This is a genomic window from Oceanibacterium hippocampi, from assembly GCF_900172325.1.
Classification (GTDB): domain Bacteria; phylum Pseudomonadota; class Alphaproteobacteria; order Sneathiellales; family Sneathiellaceae; genus Oceanibacterium; species Oceanibacterium hippocampi.
In genome coordinates this window covers 100,151-116,820 of record NZ_FWFR01000002.1, presented here as the reverse complement: position 1 = coordinate 116,820, position 16,670 = coordinate 100,151, and the positions used below count along the sequence as shown (strand labels likewise).

The window sequence follows — 16,670 nt, the reverse complement described above, 5'->3', positions numbered from 1 at the left end:
ACCGGAAAGATCCATGTACGTCGACAGCCATTGCCATCTCGATTATCCGGGCCTGATCGACGATCTGCCGGGCGTCGTCGCGCGGGCGCGCAACGCCGGGGTCAGCCACATGGTGACGATCTCGACCAAGCTCAGCCAGTTCGCAGGCGTGCGGGCGATCGCCGAACGGTTCGACAACATCTACTGCTCGGTCGGCGTCCATCCGCACGAGGCGGGCGAGGAGGCGCCGTCGAGCGTCGAGCATCTGCTCGAACTCGCACGCCATCCGAAGGTCGTCGGGATCGGCGAGACCGGGCTCGACTATTTCTACGAGCACAGCCCGCGCGCCGCCCAGCAGGAATCGTTCCGCCTGCACATCCGCGCCGCCCGGGAAAGCGGCCTGCCACTGATCGTCCATAGCCGCGATGCCGACAAGGATACCATCCGCATCCTCCAGGAAGAGCAGCGGGACGGCCCCTGTCCGGGACTGATACACTGCTTCAGTTCTGGACCCGAACTCGCTGAAAAATCTATTGAAATGGGATTCTATATCTCGTTGTCCGGGATCGTCACCTTCAAGGGCGCGAAGGATTTGCAGGCGACCGTCCGGACGCTCCCGCTCGACCGACTGCTGATCGAGACCGACAGCCCGTATCTCGCGCCCGTGCCCCATCGCGGCAAGACCAACGAGCCGGCCTTCGTGGCCCATACCGCGGCCGCCGTCGCGGCGCTGCAGGGCGTCACGGTCGAGCAGGTCGCGGATGCGACGACGACGAATTTCTTCCGCCTCTTCAGGCGTTGCCAGGGAGGCGAATGACGATGCGTGTGACCGTGCTTGGCTGCGGCACCTCGGGCGGCGTACCGCGGATCGGCAACGACTGGGGCGCCTGCGATCCGAACGAGCCGAAGAACCGGCGTCGGCGCTGCTCGATACTGGTCGACGGCGATGACGGCACGCGGGTGCTGATCGATACCTCGCCCGATCTCCGCGAACAGCTTCTCGACGCCGGGGTCGACCGGCTCGACGGGGTCGTCTGGACGCATGAGCATGCCGACCAGGCGCATGGCATCGACGAACTGCGCGTGCTCGCACTGCGCCAGCAGTCGCGGCTCCGCGCCTGGAGCGACGCGCGCACCATCGACGTGCTGTCGCGGCGCTTCGACTATTGCTTCGTGCAGCCGGAAGGGAGCTGGTACCCGCCGATCATCGACGCCCATGTCATCGACGGGCCGTTCACGGTTGGCGACATCCGCTTCATCCCGATCGAACAGGATCACGGGACCATCCCGAGCCACGGCTTCCGGATCGGCGACTTCGCCTATTCGAACGATGTCGTCGGGCTTTCGGACGAGGCGTTCGAAGCGCTCGAGGGGGTCTCGACCTGGATGGTCGACGGCATGCGTTACCGACCCCATTCGACGCATGCGAATATCGAGACCGCGCTCCGCTGGATCGAACGCGTCGGGCCGGCCCGCGCCATCATCACCAACATGCATGTCGATCTCGACTACGCGACCCTGAAGGCGGAACTCCCGGCCGGCGTCGAACCGGCCTACGATGGCATGGTGATCGAATTCTAGGAGCCGGCCCGGTCGGCGGATTGCCGGTCGCCGTAACCGTGATCGTCCGGACCGCTTTCCGAATTCCGGGGCGGCAGCGGGAACACGACGTCGTAGGCCCAGTTGAAGACAAAGGCGTAGAGCAGGTAGAAGGCCGCGAAAGAGACGTCGACCAGCAGTGCGTCCAGCCACGAGACGCCGAGATACCAGGCGATGAACGGCATCAGGACGATGAGCAGTCCGCCCTCGAACAGTACGGCGTGCAGCACCCGGATCGGGATCGTCTTGCGGAGGCTTCCGACGAGCCGCAGCATGGCGTGGTCGAACAGCAGGTTGTAGAGATAGTTCCAGGCCGTCGCGATACTCGCGCTGACGATCGCGACGACGCCGATGACGTCCAGCGGCGTGTCGAAGGCTGAGGCGCCGAGCGGCGTGACAATGACGAGACCGATGATCTCGAAGCTGATGGCGTGGCGGATGCGGTCTGGCGTGGTGCGCATGGTGCTCCCCTCGGTCATCGGGTCGTCCCGACAGAATCAGACCCGTAACGGGGGAGGTCGTCCTCGCTTGCCCGGCTATATGGTTGCGCGGCCTTTCGGGACAAGGGTGCTCTCGTCGGGCACAGGTCTTTCGCGGCGTGGCCGAAACCGGCGGATCGCAAGTCTAAAAAACTTCAATATTACCTTAATATCAATATTTTATGCTATTTCTCTGATAGTTTGATTTAGAAACGAAAAGGCCTCATCGGCCGCCTGAAACGTCGAGCAGGGCACCGGTCACGTAGGAGGATCGATCGTCGAGCAACCAGATAACGGCCTCGGCCGCTTCCTCGGCCGTACCGGCGCGTCCCATCGGCGTCATCTTGCCGAGACGCTCGGCACGGTCGGGCGCGCCGCCGCTGGCATGGATCTCGGTTTCTATCAGTCCGGGCCGGATCGCGTTAACGCGGATCCCGGCCGGCCCGAGTTCCTTGGCAAGCCCGATGGTCATGGTGTCGATGGCGGCCTTGGCACCGGCATAATCGACATACTCGTTGGGCGAACCGAGCCGTGCCGCGGCGGAGGAAAGGTTAACGATGGCGCCGCCTTGACCGCCGCTGGCGAGGCTCATCCGCCGCGCGGCCTCGCGGGCGACGAGGTAGGCGCCGAGCACGTTGATGTCGAAGATCCGGCGCAACCGCTCGAGTGTCATGTCGGCGAGCGGCGACGCGGGCGCCACGACGCCGGCATTGTTCACGACGCCGTCGAGACCGCCGAAGGCGTCCGTCGCGGCATCGAACATGGCGATGACATCGGCTTCGCTGGAAACGTCGCCACGAACGGCGATCGCGGTGCCGCCGGCGGCCCGCACGGCGTTGACGGTCTGCTCGGCGGCCGTCCGGTTGTCGCGGTAATTGACGGCGACCGACCAGCGGCGGTGACCGGCGAGCAGGGCGACCGCGCGGCCGATGCCGCGGCTGGCGCCCGTGATGAGGATGCGCTTGGACATGAAGTCGAGGTTAGATCAAGCGATCGGGGCCTGTCGCGCGCCTTGTGCGGGCGCCTTTCGGAAAGCTTCTGTGTCCGGGGGGCCATTTCCAATATTTTACATAATATTTCTTATGCGATAATTGGACATGACGATCGGACCGCCCCCTTCTTGATCCTGGTCGCGCGCCGGAAAGCTGATGCGCTGTCTGCGAGCACGCCCGCCGGAAACCTGGTGCCTTGCACTGGAACCGATTTGCGATAGCCTGCGGCGCTCCTTTCTCCGGCAAGACCATGACCGACATGACCGGCACGCTTCCCCCCTTGCATGCGACATTCCTGGAAAACCTCATCGCGACGCTGCGCCGCGACGGCCGCTTCGAGGCCCTGCTCGCGGGCGGATCGCTGGTCCATGGCGGTTTCGACGTCCACTCCGATCTCGATCTCGTTCTCGTCGTCCGACACGAGCATCACGAGGCTGTCATGGCCGGACGGCGGACCTTCGCCGACGGGATCGGCGCGCTGATTTCCGCCTTCACCGGAGAGCATGTGGGGGAACCCCGCCTGCTCATCTGCCTCTACGGGCCCGAACTCCTGCATGTTGACCTGAAATTTGTCTGCCTGTCCGATCTGGACCACCTCGTCGAGCGCCCGACCGTCCTGTGGGCGGAGAATCCGGACGGAATCGCGGCAACTCTCGGCAGGGCGTCGATCGAATGGCCCGACCGTTCCCCCGAATGGTTCGAGGCACGAATCTGGACCTGGCTGCACTACGGCGCGGTGAAACTGCAGCGCGGCGAACTCTTCGAGGCGATCGGGATGCTCGGCTTCATTTCCGAGCAGGTTCTGGGCCCGATGCTGCATCGCCGCGCCGGCCGCCCGCAACGGGGCGTTCGCAGGATCGAGGATGACGGCCCGGCGACGGCGGCACTGCGCCCGCTGGTCGCCCGACATGACCGGGAATCGGTCGCGAAGGCGCTGAACCAAGCCACGCGGCTCTATCTGGACCTGCGGAACGACCAGCCGCCGCGGCCGACAACGCCCGGGTTCCCTGAGCTGTTGCTGCCGCTGCTGACCGTGGGTTGAGGGAGCGCCTGCGCGCCGCCGTTGCCAGCGCCGCGCGGCCTCCGCATAATCCGGCCATGACCGAACAGCGCCCGATCTCCGATCCCTCGCCCATCCACCGCCTGCTTGCGATCATGGCCCGGCTCCGCGATCCGGACGGCGGCTGTCCGTGGGACCTGGAACAGGATTTCCACACCATCGCTCCGCACACGATCGAGGAAGCCTACGAGGTCGCCGAGGCCATTGCCGACGGCGACATGGCGGCCTTGCGGGACGAACTCGGCGATCTGCTGTTCCAGGTTGTCTTCTATGCCCAGATGGCGTCCGAGAACGGCGATTTCGACTTCGACGCGGTCGCCGCGGCGATCTCCGACAAGATGATCGCCCGCCATCCTCATGTCTTCGGCGACGGCGATATCGCCAGCGCCTCCGCCCAGACCGTCGCCTGGGAGGAACAGAAGGCCCGCGAACGCGCCGCCAAGGCCGGTGCCGAAGGCCGGGAACCCTCGGCGCTCGACGGCGTGTCCCGCACCCTGCCCGGCCTGACCCGTGCGGTGAAGCTGCAGAACCGGGCCGGACGGGTCGGCTTCGACTGGCCGGACGCGAAACCGGTGATCGCCAAGATCCGCGAGGAACTGGACGAGCTCGAAGCAGCCATGGAAGGCGGCGAAAGGAACGACATCGCCGAGGAATACGGCGACCTCCTGTTCGTCGTTGCCAACCTCGCCCGTCACATCAAGGTCGAGCCAGAAGAGGTTCTGAGGCAAGCAAACCGGAAGTTCGAGCGCCGCTTCCGAGGCGTCGAGGAACGGCTCAGGGCGCGCGGCCGCACGCCGGGCGAAAGCGATCTCGACGAGATGGACGCGCTCTGGAACGCGGTCAAGGCGGCGGAACGGGCCTGATCGCGGGCCGCCCGCGACGGGGCGTCAGTCGAGCTCGAACAGGGTCCGCCGGATATCCTGCCAGCAGGACAGGCTCGGCGCGACCAGCAGCGGCGCCGTCCGGGTTTCGGCGCGGAGGCCATAAGCGCTGCCGTCGAGCTGGCCCGCGTGCCCGCCCGCTTCCCGGTGGATCAGCAGGCCGGGCAGCTGATCCCAGGGGTTGGCGTTGTGATAAAACGCGAAGTTCAGGCGGCCGGACAGCATCGCGAGATATTCCTGGCCGGCGCAATGCAGCACCAGCAGCGGCCCCATGTGGCTCCAGTTGCCGGCCGCCGCGCGCATCAGCCCGGCGTCGCCGCGAAGATGCAGGCAGCCCGCGTAGCGGCCAAGATCGCCATGGGCGTCGAGCCGGATCGTCTCGCCGTCCAGTTTCGTGCCCTGGCCGTCCACGGCGATCGCCGTGATGTCCCGTACCGGGTCGTGGATCCAGGCGGCCCGGGTCACGCCGTGCTCCAGGTAGGCGACCATGACGCAGAACAGCGGCAAGCCGGCGGCGAAGTTGAGCGTGCCGTCGATCGGATCGACCAGCCAGACCGCAGGCTCGCTTTCCAGCGATTCGAGTAGCGCCGGGTCGGCATGAACGCCCTCCTCGCCGATCACGATCGATCCGGGCTTCAGCCGCAACAGCCGGTCGGTCAGCATTGTCTCGGCTTCCAGGTCGGCGACGGTGACCGGATCGCCGGGCGTCTTCTCCGAAACCTCGTGCGACGCAAGACGGCGGAAGCGCGGCATGATCACCGTACCCGCGATCTCCCGGATGACGCGGGCGACGGCGTCGTGATCGATGGACATTTCGAGGTTTCCTCGACTACGGGCGGGGCTCGGCCGGGCCGTTCAGGCCGGGACGAGGCCGGCGTCGGCGCGGCGCTTCTCGAAGCGCGCGAGATCGACCGGATCGAAGGCGACCTTGAGATGGATCGTGCCGTCGTCGTCGCGACGTTCGAGCACCGAGCCATTGCGGTAGATCCAGGCGATCAGCGCGCCGTCGGCCGACCCGATGGCGAGGTCGACGACCTGGTGTTCGCTGGAGAGCCGGCCGTCCAGGGTCTCGAGCAGGGCATCGACGCCGCTGCCGTCGAGCGCCGAGACGGCGACCCGGTTGTCGTCCCGCCCGGTTCGGCCGCCCAGCGCCTCGCGCTCGTCGTCCGGCAGCAGGTCGATCTTGTTCAGTACCTCGATCATCGACGTCAGCGATTCCTCGTTGACCCCGAGCTGGCCGAGAACGGTCTCGACATCGGCCGCCTGGGCGGCGCTTTCCACATCCGCGATATCGCGGACATGGACGATGAGATCGGCCTCCAACACCTCTTCGAGGGTCGCGCGGAAGGCGGCGACGAGCTGGGTCGGCAGGTTCGATACGAACCCGACCGTGTCGGACAGGATGATACGCCGGCCGCTCGGCAGCTTGAGGGCGCGCATGGTCGGATCGAGGGTCGCGAACAGCAGGTCTTCGGCAAACACGTTCGCCTGCGTCAGCCGGTTGAACAGCGTCGACTTGCCGGCATTGGTGTAGCCGACCAGGGCGACGATCGGATAGGGCACCCGGCGGCGCTTGGCGCGATGCAGTTCACGGGTCCGCACGACCGCGGTCAGCAGCTTGCGGATCTTGGTGATCCGCTCGTCGATCAGCCGGCGGTCGATTTCTAGCTGCGATTCACCCGGGCCGCCGATGAAGCCCAGGCCGCCCCGCTGCCGCTCCAGATGGGTCCATGAACGGACCAGCCGTGTCCGCTGGTAGCTCAGATGGGCAAGCTCGACCTGCAACCGGCCTTCCCGGGTCCTGGCGCGCTCGCCGAAGATTTCAAGGATCAGACCGGTCCGGTCGATCACCTTGGCTTTCCAGGCGCGCTCCAGGTTGCGCTGCTGGACCGGGCTGACCGGACCGTCGACGATGACGACCTCGATCTCGTGGTGCTCGATGATCGGCGTGAAGGCGTCGACCTTACCGGTGCCGAACAGCGTCGCCGGGCGCGGCTTGCCGAGGCGAACCACCTCCGCGTGGGCAACGACCAGATCGATGGCCGCGGCCAGGCCGACCGCTTCCTGCAGGCAGGATTCCGGCGCCCGAGCTCCCTCTTCCCGCCCGACCATGTCGGGATGGAGTACGAGGGCGCGCCGCACCGGAATGCTACGGTCGTGAAACGAGTCCAAAGACCACCTGACAGATTGTCACGATATCCTATTCGCCGTCGGCCGCTGCCGCTGCGTCCTGATTCGGATCGAACAGCTGCACCGGCTGGGCCGGCATCACGGTCGAGATCGCGTGCTTGTAGACGAGCTGCACATGCGCGTCACGGCGCAGGAGGACACAGAAATTGTCGAACCAGCTGATCACGCCTTGCAGCTTGACCCCGTTCACGAGAAACACCGTCACCGGCATCTTGTTCTTGCGGACGTGATTGAGAAACACGTCCTGTACGTTCTGCGATTTTTCGCCAGACATTTTGCGGCCCCGCATTTTCTTGTTCAGTCTCTTTGGGCAATCAGTGGTTGCACGGAACAATGTGCCGGAAATCTCACCGACAACAACGAAGGTCCCCGTTCCGTTCCCAACAAGATGGGTAGGCGAACCGGCAGGGGCAAGGGGTATTCGCCTCCCTGCCCCGAGACTAATTCCGCGGCGGTTCAGGCCGCGTGCCCGACCTCGTCCATGTAGTCCCGATAGGCGGCGAGCAGCGCAGTGCTGAGCGACCCGGGCTGACCGTTGCCGATCACCTTGTCGTCGACCTGTACCACCGGCATGACGAAGGAAGTGGTCGAGGTCAGGAACACCTCGCGCGCCGATTTCAGTTCTTCGACCGTGAAGGCGCGCTCGACGATCGTATAGCCGTTCTGCCGGGCGATATCGATAACCGACTGCCGGGTGATGCCGGGCAGGATCGCGGTGCCGAGATCGCGCGTCACCAGGCGGCCGTCGGTGTCGATGATCCAGGCGTTGGTCGAGCTGCCCTCGGTCACCAGGCCCTCGCCGTCGACCTGGAAAGCCTCGTAGGCACCGGCCTCGCGCGCATCCTGCTTGGCGAGCACGTTCGGCAGCAGCGAGATCGACTTGATGTCGCGACGGGCCCATCGGATATCCTCGACCGTGATCACCCGCACCCCCTTCTCCGCCCTGGCGGCAACGGCGGCAAAGTTGACCGACTTCGCGGTCAGCACCAGGGCCGGGCGCACGCCATCCGGGAACGGATGATCGCGGCGCGAAACGCCGCGCGTGATCTGCAGGTAGACGATGCCGTCGCGGACCCGGTTGCGGCGCAGGGTCTCGCGGATCACCAGCGCCAGCGAGCGATAGGCCATCGGCGGCGAGATGCGCAGTTCGCGCAGCGAGCGGTCGAGGCGTTCGAGGTGGCCGATCTCGTCGATCAGCCGGCCACCGGCGACGGCGATCACCTCGTAGACCCCGTCGGCGAACTGGTAGCCGCGATCCTCGATATGCACGACCGCCTCGGCGTGGGGGACGTAGCGGCCATTGACATAGGCGATACGGGACATCGCGAAATTTCCTTCAGCGCCGCCAGAAGGCGGGATTGAGCAACGAGAGGAGGGCAAAGAACTCGAGGCGCCCGATCAGCATCGCGAATGCCAGCGCCCATTTGGCCGTATCAGGATAGTCGGCATAGTGCAAGATGCCGTGTCCGGAAGCCCCCGCGAGGGTCGCCTTCAACGGCCCTGCCGATGACAGGCTGGAAGCGGCCGAGGCCATGGCGAGGCGGAAATCGAGGCCGTTGGCGGTGAGGAACAGGCCGACGGCCGCCAGCGACACGACATAGAAGAAGAAATAGCCCCAGGCGGCCTGGGTGACACCCTCGTCCACCAGGGTTCCGGCGACGCTGAGCCGGCGCACGCTGTGCGGGAAGCTCAGTCGCGCGAGCTCCTTCGAGGCCTGCAGGATCAGCAGGTTGAAGCGGGCGATGCGGATGCCGCCGGCGCTCGAACCGGTGGTGCCGCCGATCACCATGAGGATGAAGAGCGTCACCGGCACCACCTCCGGCCAGTGCCCGACGATCAGGTCCGGATCCTCGGCCACGAACCCGGTCGTGGTCAGGGCGGAGACGGCGGCGAAGATGCCGAAGCGCAGTCCTTCCGGCACGCTGTAGAGCCCGGACGTGGCGATCGCCGCCGCGGCAACGCCGGCGCCGAGCCCGGCGACCAGCAGGTAGAGCCGCAGTTCGCGATCGCGGAAGTAGGGCCCTATCCGGCCGCGCATCAGGCCCCAGTGCAGCAGCACGTTCATGCCGCCGGCCAGCATGAAGACGATCAGCACGGCCTCCGCCCGGGGATTGTCGAAGGCCGAGACCGAGAGATCGCGGCTGGAAAAGCCGCCGGTGGAGACCGCGCTGAAGGCATGCGCCACCGCATCGAAGGCCGGGATCCCGACCAGCCACAGCATCAGCGCACAAATCCCGATCAGGGTCGCGAAGGTGATGCCCAGGCTCTCCGCCGCGTTGCCGATCCGCCGTCCGACCCCGTCGTGGCGGTTGCGCGAGAGATGCGGGAGCCGGCCGGACTGCTCGCCGAGGCCCAGCATCGCCGCGAACACGATCGCGAAGACCGCGGTGCCGAAGCCGCCGATGCCCTGCATCAGCGCCCGCCAGAAGATCAGGCTCTTGGGCAGCGCCTCGACGCTCGGGACGATCGTCGCGCCGTTGGTCGTCAGCCCGGAGAGCGCCTCGAAATAGGCGTCCGTCGGATCGAGCCCGATGCCGAAATAGAACGGCAGCGCGCCGAAGATCGGCAGCACGGTCCAGGCGAGCGCGACGATCAGGAAGCCCTCCCGCCGCAGCAGCTCGATTTCCTGGTCGCGGGTGGCCATGATCATCGCCACGCCGATGAACAATGTCAGCATGCCGGAGGCGAGAAAGGTCGTCGCCAGCACGCCGTTGCCCTCGGCCAGCGCGATCGGCACGGGCAAGGCAATCGCCACCGCGAACAGCGCCAGGATCCAGCCGAGAACGGCCAATGTCGAGCGGAAGCTCACGCTGCCGGCCTCAGAAGAATTCGAGGCGGACGGCGAACATTTCCTCGACTTTCTTCACCTGCTCGCGGAGCGCGAAGATGATGACCCGGTCCTTCGGCGCGATCTTCGTATCGCCGCGCGGGATGATGACCACGTCGTCGCGGACGATGCCGCCGATGATGATGCCGCGCGGCAGCGCGATATCGCGCAGCGGCTTGCCGACCACGGTCGAGGTTTCCAGCGCCTCCGCCTCGATCACCTCGGCGCTGCCGTCGCGCAGGCTGCGCAACCCGCGGATGCGGCCGCGCCGGACATACTGCAGGATCGACGAGACCGTCGTCGCCCGCGGATTGACCACCACGTCGATGCCGAGCGATCCCATCAGCGGCTGGTAGACCGCCTTGTTGACGAGCGTGATCGCGGTGCGCGCGCCGAGCCGCTTGGCGAGCAGCGAGGAGAGGATGTTGACCTCGTCGTCGTTGGTCAGCGCGACCACGGTCTCGGCGGCCTTGATGTTGGCCTCCTCCAGCAAATCGGTGTCGAGCGCGTCGCCGTGCAGCACGACGGTACGCGAAAGCTGGTCGGCGATCTCCTCGGCCCGTTCGCGGCGTGCCTCGATGATACGGATCTTTATCGACGGATGTTCCTGTTCGATCTTGCTGGCGAGGAACAGGCCGACATTGCCGCCGCCGATGATGACGATCCGCCGGGCCTCCGGCTCCTCGTGACCGAACAGCGGCATGGCGCGGTTCAGATGCTTGGTGTCGACCGCGAAATAGACCTCGTCGCCGGGGAACATCTGGTCCTCGCCCGCCGGCACGATCATCTTCTCGTTCCGGTAGATGCCGATGACCACGATCGCGAGATCCGGAAACAGCTCGGTCAGCTGCCTGAGCGGCGTGTTGATGATCGGGCAGTTGTCGTCGAGGCGGACCCCGACGACGCGGATCCGGTCCTCGGCGAAGGGAATGATGTCGAAGGCGCCCGGCACCTGGATCTGCCGGTTGATCGTGTGCGCGACCTCGATCTCCGGCGAAATGATGACGTCGATCGGCAGGTGGTCGCGGCTGAACAGGTTCGCCCACACCGGCAGCAGATAGGGCTGGGCCCGGATGCGGGCGACCTTGATCGGCACGTTGAACAGGGAGTGGGCGACCTGGCAGGCGACCATGTTGGTCTCGTCGCCGTAGGTCACCGCGATGATCATGTCGGCATCCGCTGCGCCGGCCCGTTCCAGCACGTCCGGGTGCGAGCCCGAACCGACCAGGCCCTTGGCGTCGAGGGAATCGTTGATCGTCCGGACCAGTTGCGGGTCCTGGTCGATGACGGTGACGTCGTTGCCTTCGGTGACCAGTTCCCTGGCGATGCTGAAGCCGACCTGGCCGGCCCCGCAGATGATCACTTGCATCGCGCATTCTCTCCCATGTTCGCGCCCGCCCCGGGGCGCCGGAGCCTATTGCCGGCCGTTGTTGCTGATGCCGAGCAGCTTCAGCTTGCGGTGAAGCGCCGAACGCTCCATGCCGACGAACGAGGCCGTGCGCGAGATATTGCCGCTGAACCGGTTGATCTGGGCCTTGAGATATTCCCGTTCGAACTTCTCGCGGGCCTCGCGCAACGGCAGCGTCATGATCTCCTGGCTGCCCTCGGTGCGGAGGATGGCCGGCGTCACCGTGCCCACCTCGGGCGGCAGCATGTCGGCCGTGATCGGCTGCTGCGCCGGGCCCGGTGCCATGATCAGCAGCCGCTCCATCAGGTTCTTCAGCTGGCGCACGTTGCCCGGCCAGTCATAGGCGCGGAGCGCGGCGATGGTGTCCTCGCTGATATCGCGCGCCGGCAGGCCGGAACTCTCGGCGAAGCGGGCCAGGAAATGGCGGGCCAGCGCCGGGATGTCCTCCTTGCGCTCCTTGAGCGGCGGAATGCGGATCGGCACGACATTGAGCCGGTGGTAGAGGTCCTCGCGGAAGCGGCCCTCCTGGATCGCCGCGCCGAGATCCTTCGACGAGGCCGAGATCACCCGGACATCGACCTTCACCGCCTGGCTGCCGCCGACCCGCATGAAGGTCTGGTCGAGCAGGACCCGGAGTATCTTGCTTTGCGTCTCGAGCGGCATGTCGACCACCTCATCGACGAACAGCGTGCCGCCATGAGCGCGTTCGAAGATCCCGATGCGCGGCCCCTGCCCGGCCCAGGGACTGTCGTCCTCGATCCCGAACAGCTCCATTTCCATCCGTTCCGGCGCCATGTTGGCGGCACTGACGACCATGAACGGGCCGCTGCCCCGGGCCGAACGGGCATGGATGCGGCGCGCCGCCACCTCCTTGCCGGCGCCGGCCGGGCCGGTGATCAGAACCCGGCTGCCGGTTCGGGCGACCTTGTCGATCCCGTTCTGCACCTGGGTCATGGCGCTGCTGTCGCCGAGCAGGTCGGTGTCGATATTGCCGTGCAGGCGCAGTTCCATGTTCTCGCGGCGCAGCCGGGCGGCCTCGATCGCGCGCTCGACGAGGACCAGCAGGCGCTCGGTCTTGAACGGCTTCTCGATGAAATCGTAGGCGCCCCTCTTGATCGCGGTCACCGCGGTCTCGATGTTGCCGTGCCCGGAGATCATGATCACCGGCAGGTCGGGGACGTCGCGCTGCACCGCCTCCAGGATTTCCATGCCGTCGAGCGCGCTGCCGCGCAGCCAGATATCGAGGATCAGCAGCGACGGCTTGCGGTTGCGAATTTCCGCCAGCGCGGCATCGCTGTTCGCCGCCATTCGGCATTCGTAGCCTTCGTCGCTCAGGATGCCGGCGATGATCTCGCGGATATCCGCCTCGTCATCGACTATCAGAATGTCACGCGCCATAAGCCGTCTGTTTCTCGTCTTGCTGATTGCCGCTTTCGTTGCCGTCTTCGGCCTTCGGGACCGGCAGTGCGAGGCGCACCACCGCGCCGGTGCCGTCCCGGTCCTTCAGGCTGATGTCCCCGCCATGTTCTTCCATGATTTTCTTGACGATCGCGAGACCGAGGCCGGTCCCCTTCTCCTTCTTGGTCACATAGGGCTCGGTCAGCCGCTCGCGCTCGTCGACCGGCAGGCCGCAGCCGTTGTCGGCGACCTCGATCGCGATCACCTCGCGGTCGCGGAACAGCGAAAGCTCGACCTCGCCCGGCGGCGCCCCGCTGTCGCCTTCCTGGCGCTCGTCGATCGCATCGACGGCATTCTGCAGCAGGTTGGTCAGGACCTGCGAGAGCTGACGGCCGTCGCAATTGGCGACCAGCGGCTCGCCCGGCAGGGTTTCGCGGAATTCGATGTCGGGCCGGGCGATCCGTTGCAGCAGCACCGTCTGGCGAAGGATCTGGCCGACATCCTCGGCCTTGAAGACCGGCGCGGGCATGCGGGCGAAGGATGAGAATTCGTCGACCATGCGGCCGATGTCGCCGACATGGCGGATGATCGTCTCGATGCACTGGGCGAAGACCGCCGGATCGGACTCGATCTCCTTCAGGTAGCGGCGCCGCAGCCGCTCGGCGGACAACTGGATCGGGGTCAGCGGGTTCTTGATCTCGTGCGCGATGCGCCGGGCGACATCGCCCCAGGCCGCCATGCGCTGGGCCGAGACCAGCTCGGTCACGTCGTCGAAGGTGACCACGTAGCCCTTGATCTTCTCGCCGTCGCGCTGGGCGGCGACCCGGACAAGCAGATTGCGGGCCGAGCCGTTGATGACGATCGTGATCTGGTCCTGGGTGTAGCGCCGGTGACGGTCTCCGGCGAGCTTGAGCAGCTCGGCCATTTCCGGCAGGGCCGCCTGGAAGCCGTGCCCGACCAACTCGTCGCCGCCACGCGCGAGCAGCCGCACGGCGGAACGGTTGATCAGTTCGATCCCGCCGTCCGGGTCGAGGCCGAGCACGCCGGCGGTCACGCCCGACAGCACCGCCTCGGTGAAGCGGCGGCGCTCGTCAATCTGGTTGTTCGCGGTCACCAGCGCGTTCCGCTGGCGGCGAAGCTGGTCGATCATCCGGTTGAAGGTGCGTGCCAGCAGCGCCATCTCGTCGCCGGTCCGGGTTTCTGGGACCCGCGCCTCCAGTTCGCCGCGGCGCACCGCCTCGGCGGCGTCGACCAGGCCGATGATCGGCCGCACGAGCTGGGTCGCCAGCGTCATGCCGAACCAGATCGCGACCAGCACCACGAGCAGCGAGACGACGATGAAGATCAGCACGAACGGTATGACGATGCCGACGCTCTCGCTCTGCAGGCGCTCGTATTCCCGCACCGCGCGGCGCGTCGATTCGACATGGTTGAGCACGCGCGGCTCGATGAACCGGCCGACATAGAGATAGGCGTCGATGAAACGGTCGAGGCGGACCAGCGCGCGGACCCGGTCGTCGTCCTCCGAGGTCAGGATCACCACGTCGCCGTCGTCGGCTTCGGTCAGGGCGGCCGGCGGCACCCGCTCGACCTCCATCACGAAGGAGAGCGGCGAGCGGGCGATGACATTCTGCTGGCGGTCGATGACCACCGCCTCGCTCAGGTTCCGGAGCGAGGCCTGGGCGCCCATCACCTGGTCGAAGCGGTTACGCCGCTGGGCCAGGCTCGGCGCCGCCCGGTTGAGGTCGGCCGCCATCGCCAGCACGTCGGCGCGGATGCTCTGGATATGCTCCTGGATATAGGCTTCCGCGACCGCCACCGAGGAGCGTACGGCGGTATTCACCCGGTCCGAGAACCATTGCTCGACCACCAGGTTGAAATAGACCGCGGTGAAGATCGCAACCAGGATCGCCGGCGCCACGGCGACGATCGAGAACAGCTTGATCAGGCGGGTATGCAGGCGCGAACCGGCGATGCCGCGCCGGCGCTCGGCCCAGATCGTCACCAGCCGCCGGGCGATCAGGGCGGCGAGCAGCAGCAGCAGCGCCAGGTCGAGCACCAGCAGAACCCGGATCACCCAGGTGTCGACCGAGAATGGCAGTTCGTTGGACAGCGCGGCCGAGGTCGCCATCACGCTCAGGAAGGTGGCGATGCCGAGACCGAGGCCGAGGCCACGGGCCAGGCCGATCCGCTCCGCCCATGCGACAAGCCGCAAGCTGAAGCTGCCGGGCTTGTCCGCCCTGCTGGTCGGGTTTGTCAATGCGCGCCTGTGCCCATTTACGATCGAATACGCCGAAGCGTGGTAATCATGTCCCGTTATGTATCAGAGACGCAACAGCGCGTCACGCGATCCGGTCTCCCATCGGCAACGGTGTGGCCGCGATGCCGATCGCCGGACCGCTCGCGCCAAGGCGCTTTACTTGATGCCGCGGATGACCGTGATCTCCAGGTCGCGGATCTTCTTGCGCAGGGTATTCCGGTTGACGCCGAGCAGTTCGGCGGCGCGGAGCTGGTTGCCGCGGGTCGCATTGAGGACGAGACCGATCAGCGGCCGCTCGACCTCGCGGATCACCCGGTCGTAGACACCGGCCGGCGGCAGGCCATCGCCATGGGCGGCGAAATAGCGGCTCAGGTGGCGGGTCACCGCATCGCCGAGGCTTTCCTCTTCCGGGGGCTCCTCCCGGGGCGGCGTCTCCTCGCGGCTCGACAGCTCCTGGCGCACGATCTCGACACCGATCACTTCCTCCGAATACAGCGCGGTGATCCGCCGCACCAGGTTCTCCAGTTCCCGGACATTGCCGGGCCAGCGGTAGGACTTCATCCATTCGAAGGCGGTGTTGTCGAAGCGCTTGGCCGGCAGGCCCTCGTCCTTCACCTGCTGCATGAAGTGGGAGACCAGATCGGGAATGTCGTCGGTGCGTTCGCGGAGCGGCGGCAGGCGAAGCGGCACCACGTTCAGCCGGTAGTAGAGATCCTCCCGGAACAGGCCCTGGCGGACGAACTGCTTCAGGTCCTTGTTGGTCGCGGCGACGATCCGGACATTGGCGCGGATCGGCGTTCGCCCGCCCACGGTGGTGTATTCGCCCTGCTGCAGGACGCGCAGCAGGCGGGTCTGCGCCTCGATCGGCATGTCGCCGATCTCGTCGAGGAACAGCGTACCGCCCTCGGCCTGCTCGAAGCGACCGGCATAGCGGTTGTTGGCGCTGGTGAAGGCACCCTTCTCGTGGCCGAACAGCTCGGATTCGATCAGTTCGCGCGGGATCGCCGCCATGTTGATGGCGACGAAAGGCCCCTTCCGGCGCTTGCCGTAATCGTGCAGGGCGCGCGCCACCAGTTCCTTGCCGGTCCCGGACTCGCCGAAGATCAGCACCGAGAGGTCGGTCCCCATCAGGCGGGCAAGGACGCGGTAGATCTCCTGCATCGCCGGCGAACGGCCGACCAGCGGGATATCCTCGCCCTCCTCCTCCCGCTTCGGCGTGGCGAGCGGCCCCTCCGGCCGGGTCAGCGCGCGCTCGGCGACCTGAACCAGTTCGCGCAGGTCGAACGGCTTGGCGAGGTAGTCGTAGGCGCCGCGTTCGGTCGCCCGGATCGCCGTGAACAGGGTGTTCTGGGCGCTCATCACCACGATCGGCAGATCGGGGCGGAGCCGCTTGATGCGCGGCAGCAGGTCGAGGCCGTTCTCGTCCGGCATGACCACGTCGGTGATCACCAGGTCGCCCTCGCCGTCCTGGACCCAGTTGTAGAGCGTCGCCGCCAGCCCGGTGGTGCGGACATTGTAGCCGGCCCGGCCGAGCGCCTGGCCGAGCACGGTGCGGATGGCGCTGTCGTCGTCGGCAATCAGAACGGTTCGGGTCATG

Annotated in this window: 15 protein-coding genes; 4 read left to right on the top strand and 11 right to left on the bottom strand. The window is 66.6% G+C overall.

Annotation, left to right across the window (positions count from 1 at the left end):
* Positions 1 to 13 precede the first annotated feature (13 nt).
* Both OCH7691_RS11555 and OCH7691_RS11550 read left to right on the top strand, forming a co-directional pair.
* Positions 14 to 796 (top strand): TatD family hydrolase, encoded by a 783-nt coding sequence (locus OCH7691_RS11555; protein ID WP_085883703.1) that lies wholly within the window; start codon positions 14 to 16, stop codon positions 794 to 796.
* Complete coding sequence (locus OCH7691_RS11550) at positions 793 to 1,560, top strand: MBL fold metallo-hydrolase (RefSeq protein ID WP_085883702.1); 768 nt, start codon at positions 793 to 795, stop codon at positions 1,558 to 1,560. Before OCH7691_RS11555 ends, OCH7691_RS11550 begins: the two co-directional genes overlap by 4 nt.
* Here the strand turns inward: OCH7691_RS11550 and OCH7691_RS11545 are convergent.
* On the bottom strand, positions 1,557 to 2,039 hold the full coding sequence (locus tag OCH7691_RS11545; RefSeq protein ID WP_085884437.1) for a PACE efflux transporter: 483 nt from the start codon (positions 2,037 to 2,039) through the stop codon (positions 1,557 to 1,559). The two genes, OCH7691_RS11550 and OCH7691_RS11545, sit on opposite strands and share 4 nt — an antisense overlap.
* 241 nt (positions 2,040 to 2,280) lie before the next feature.
* The gene (locus OCH7691_RS11540; protein ID WP_085883701.1) at positions 2,281 to 3,027 is read right to left on the bottom strand and encodes an SDR family oxidoreductase; all 747 of its coding nucleotides are present in this window, start codon (positions 3,025 to 3,027) and stop codon (positions 2,281 to 2,283) included.
* A gap of 281 nt (positions 3,028 to 3,308) precedes the next feature.
* Here OCH7691_RS11540 and OCH7691_RS11535 point away from each other — a divergent pair, with 281 nt between their 5' ends.
* Positions 3,309 to 4,091: a nucleotidyltransferase domain-containing protein gene (locus OCH7691_RS11535; protein WP_370853118.1), complete on the top strand. Its 783-nt coding sequence runs from the start codon at positions 3,309 to 3,311 to the stop codon at positions 4,089 to 4,091.
* Positions 4,092 to 4,147: 56 nt separating this feature from the next.
* A complete protein-coding gene (mazG, locus tag OCH7691_RS11530; RefSeq protein ID WP_085883700.1) occupies positions 4,148 to 4,972 on the top strand; it encodes a nucleoside triphosphate pyrophosphohydrolase in 825 nt (274 codons plus the stop codon).
* A 24-nt stretch (positions 4,973 to 4,996) separates the two neighbouring features.
* On the opposite strand, the gene OCH7691_RS11525 is transcribed toward mazG, so the two are convergent.
* From OCH7691_RS11525 to ntrC, 9 genes are all read right to left on the bottom strand, one after another.
* The gene (locus OCH7691_RS11525) at positions 4,997 to 5,803 is read right to left on the bottom strand and encodes an inositol monophosphatase family protein (RefSeq protein WP_085883699.1); all 807 of its coding nucleotides are present in this window, start codon (positions 5,801 to 5,803) and stop codon (positions 4,997 to 4,999) included.
* Between the two features lie 42 nt (positions 5,804 to 5,845).
* On the bottom strand, positions 5,846 to 7,102 hold the full coding sequence (hflX, locus tag OCH7691_RS11520; protein WP_085883698.1) for a GTPase HflX: 1,257 nt from the start codon (positions 7,100 to 7,102) through the stop codon (positions 5,846 to 5,848).
* A gap of 88 nt (positions 7,103 to 7,190) precedes the next feature.
* Entirely contained in the window at positions 7,191 to 7,454 is a 264-nt protein-coding gene (gene hfq / locus OCH7691_RS11515) for an RNA chaperone Hfq (protein WP_085883697.1), read from the bottom strand.
* Between the two features lie 182 nt (positions 7,455 to 7,636).
* A complete protein-coding gene (locus OCH7691_RS11510; RefSeq protein WP_085883696.1) occupies positions 7,637 to 8,503 on the bottom strand; it encodes a D-amino-acid transaminase in 867 nt (288 codons plus the stop codon).
* Positions 8,504 to 8,516: 13 nt separating this feature from the next.
* Complete coding sequence (locus OCH7691_RS11505; protein ID WP_085883695.1) at positions 8,517 to 9,989, bottom strand: TrkH family potassium uptake protein; 1,473 nt, start codon at positions 9,987 to 9,989, stop codon at positions 8,517 to 8,519.
* Between the two features lie 10 nt (positions 9,990 to 9,999).
* A complete protein-coding gene (gene trkA / locus OCH7691_RS11500; protein WP_085883694.1) occupies positions 10,000 to 11,376 on the bottom strand; it encodes a Trk system potassium transporter TrkA in 1,377 nt (458 codons plus the stop codon).
* A gap of 45 nt (positions 11,377 to 11,421) precedes the next feature.
* Entirely contained in the window at positions 11,422 to 12,813 is a 1,392-nt protein-coding gene (gene ntrX / locus OCH7691_RS11495) for a nitrogen assimilation response regulator NtrX (protein WP_085883693.1), read from the bottom strand.
* Positions 12,803 to 15,028 carry a sensor histidine kinase NtrY-like gene (locus OCH7691_RS11490; protein ID WP_139839665.1) on the bottom strand — a complete coding sequence of 742 codons (2,226 nt, stop codon included), beginning with the start codon at positions 15,026 to 15,028 and terminating at the stop codon, positions 12,803 to 12,805. Before OCH7691_RS11490 ends, ntrX begins: the two co-directional genes overlap by 11 nt.
* Before the next feature lie 201 nt (positions 15,029 to 15,229).
* Positions 15,230 to 16,669 carry a nitrogen regulation protein NR(I) gene (gene ntrC, locus OCH7691_RS11485; protein WP_085883691.1) on the bottom strand — a complete coding sequence of 480 codons (1,440 nt, stop codon included), beginning with the start codon at positions 16,667 to 16,669 and terminating at the stop codon, positions 15,230 to 15,232.
* Position 16,670: the final 1 nt, after the last annotated feature.

Excerpts from the sequence above, each read along its gene's own strand:
- OCH7691_RS11555 (WP_085883703.1), top strand. The coding sequence starts at position 14 with ATGTACGTCGACAGCCATTGCCATCTCGATTATCCGGGCCTGATCGAC.
- OCH7691_RS11550 (WP_085883702.1), top strand. The coding sequence starts at position 793 with ATGACGATGCGTGTGACCGTGCTTGGCTGCGGCACCTCGGGCGGCGTA.
- OCH7691_RS11545 (WP_085884437.1), bottom strand. The coding sequence starts at position 2,039 with ATGCGCACCACGCCAGACCGCATCCGCCACGCCATCAGCTTCGAGATC.
- OCH7691_RS11540 (WP_085883701.1), bottom strand. The coding sequence starts at position 3,027 with ATGTCCAAGCGCATCCTCATCACGGGCGCCAGCCGCGGCATCGGCCGC.
- OCH7691_RS11535 (WP_370853118.1), top strand. The coding sequence starts at position 3,309 with ATGACCGGCACGCTTCCCCCCTTGCATGCGACATTCCTGGAAAACCTC.
- mazG (WP_085883700.1), top strand. The coding sequence starts at position 4,148 with ATGACCGAACAGCGCCCGATCTCCGATCCCTCGCCCATCCACCGCCTG.
- OCH7691_RS11525 (WP_085883699.1), bottom strand. The coding sequence starts at position 5,803 with ATGTCCATCGATCACGACGCCGTCGCCCGCGTCATCCGGGAGATCGCG.
- hflX (WP_085883698.1), bottom strand. The coding sequence starts at position 7,102 with ATGGTCGGGCGGGAAGAGGGAGCTCGGGCGCCGGAATCCTGCCTGCAG.
- hfq (WP_085883697.1), bottom strand. The coding sequence starts at position 7,454 with ATGTCTGGCGAAAAATCGCAGAACGTACAGGACGTGTTTCTCAATCAC.
- OCH7691_RS11510 (WP_085883696.1), bottom strand. The coding sequence starts at position 8,503 with ATGTCCCGTATCGCCTATGTCAATGGCCGCTACGTCCCCCACGCCGAG.
- trkA (WP_085883694.1), bottom strand. The coding sequence starts at position 11,376 with ATGCAAGTGATCATCTGCGGGGCCGGCCAGGTCGGCTTCAGCATCGCC.
- ntrX (WP_085883693.1), bottom strand. The coding sequence starts at position 12,813 with ATGGCGCGTGACATTCTGATAGTCGATGACGAGGCGGATATCCGCGAG.
- ntrC (WP_085883691.1), bottom strand. The coding sequence starts at position 16,669 with ATGACCCGAACCGTTCTGATTGCCGACGACGACAGCGCCATCCGCACC.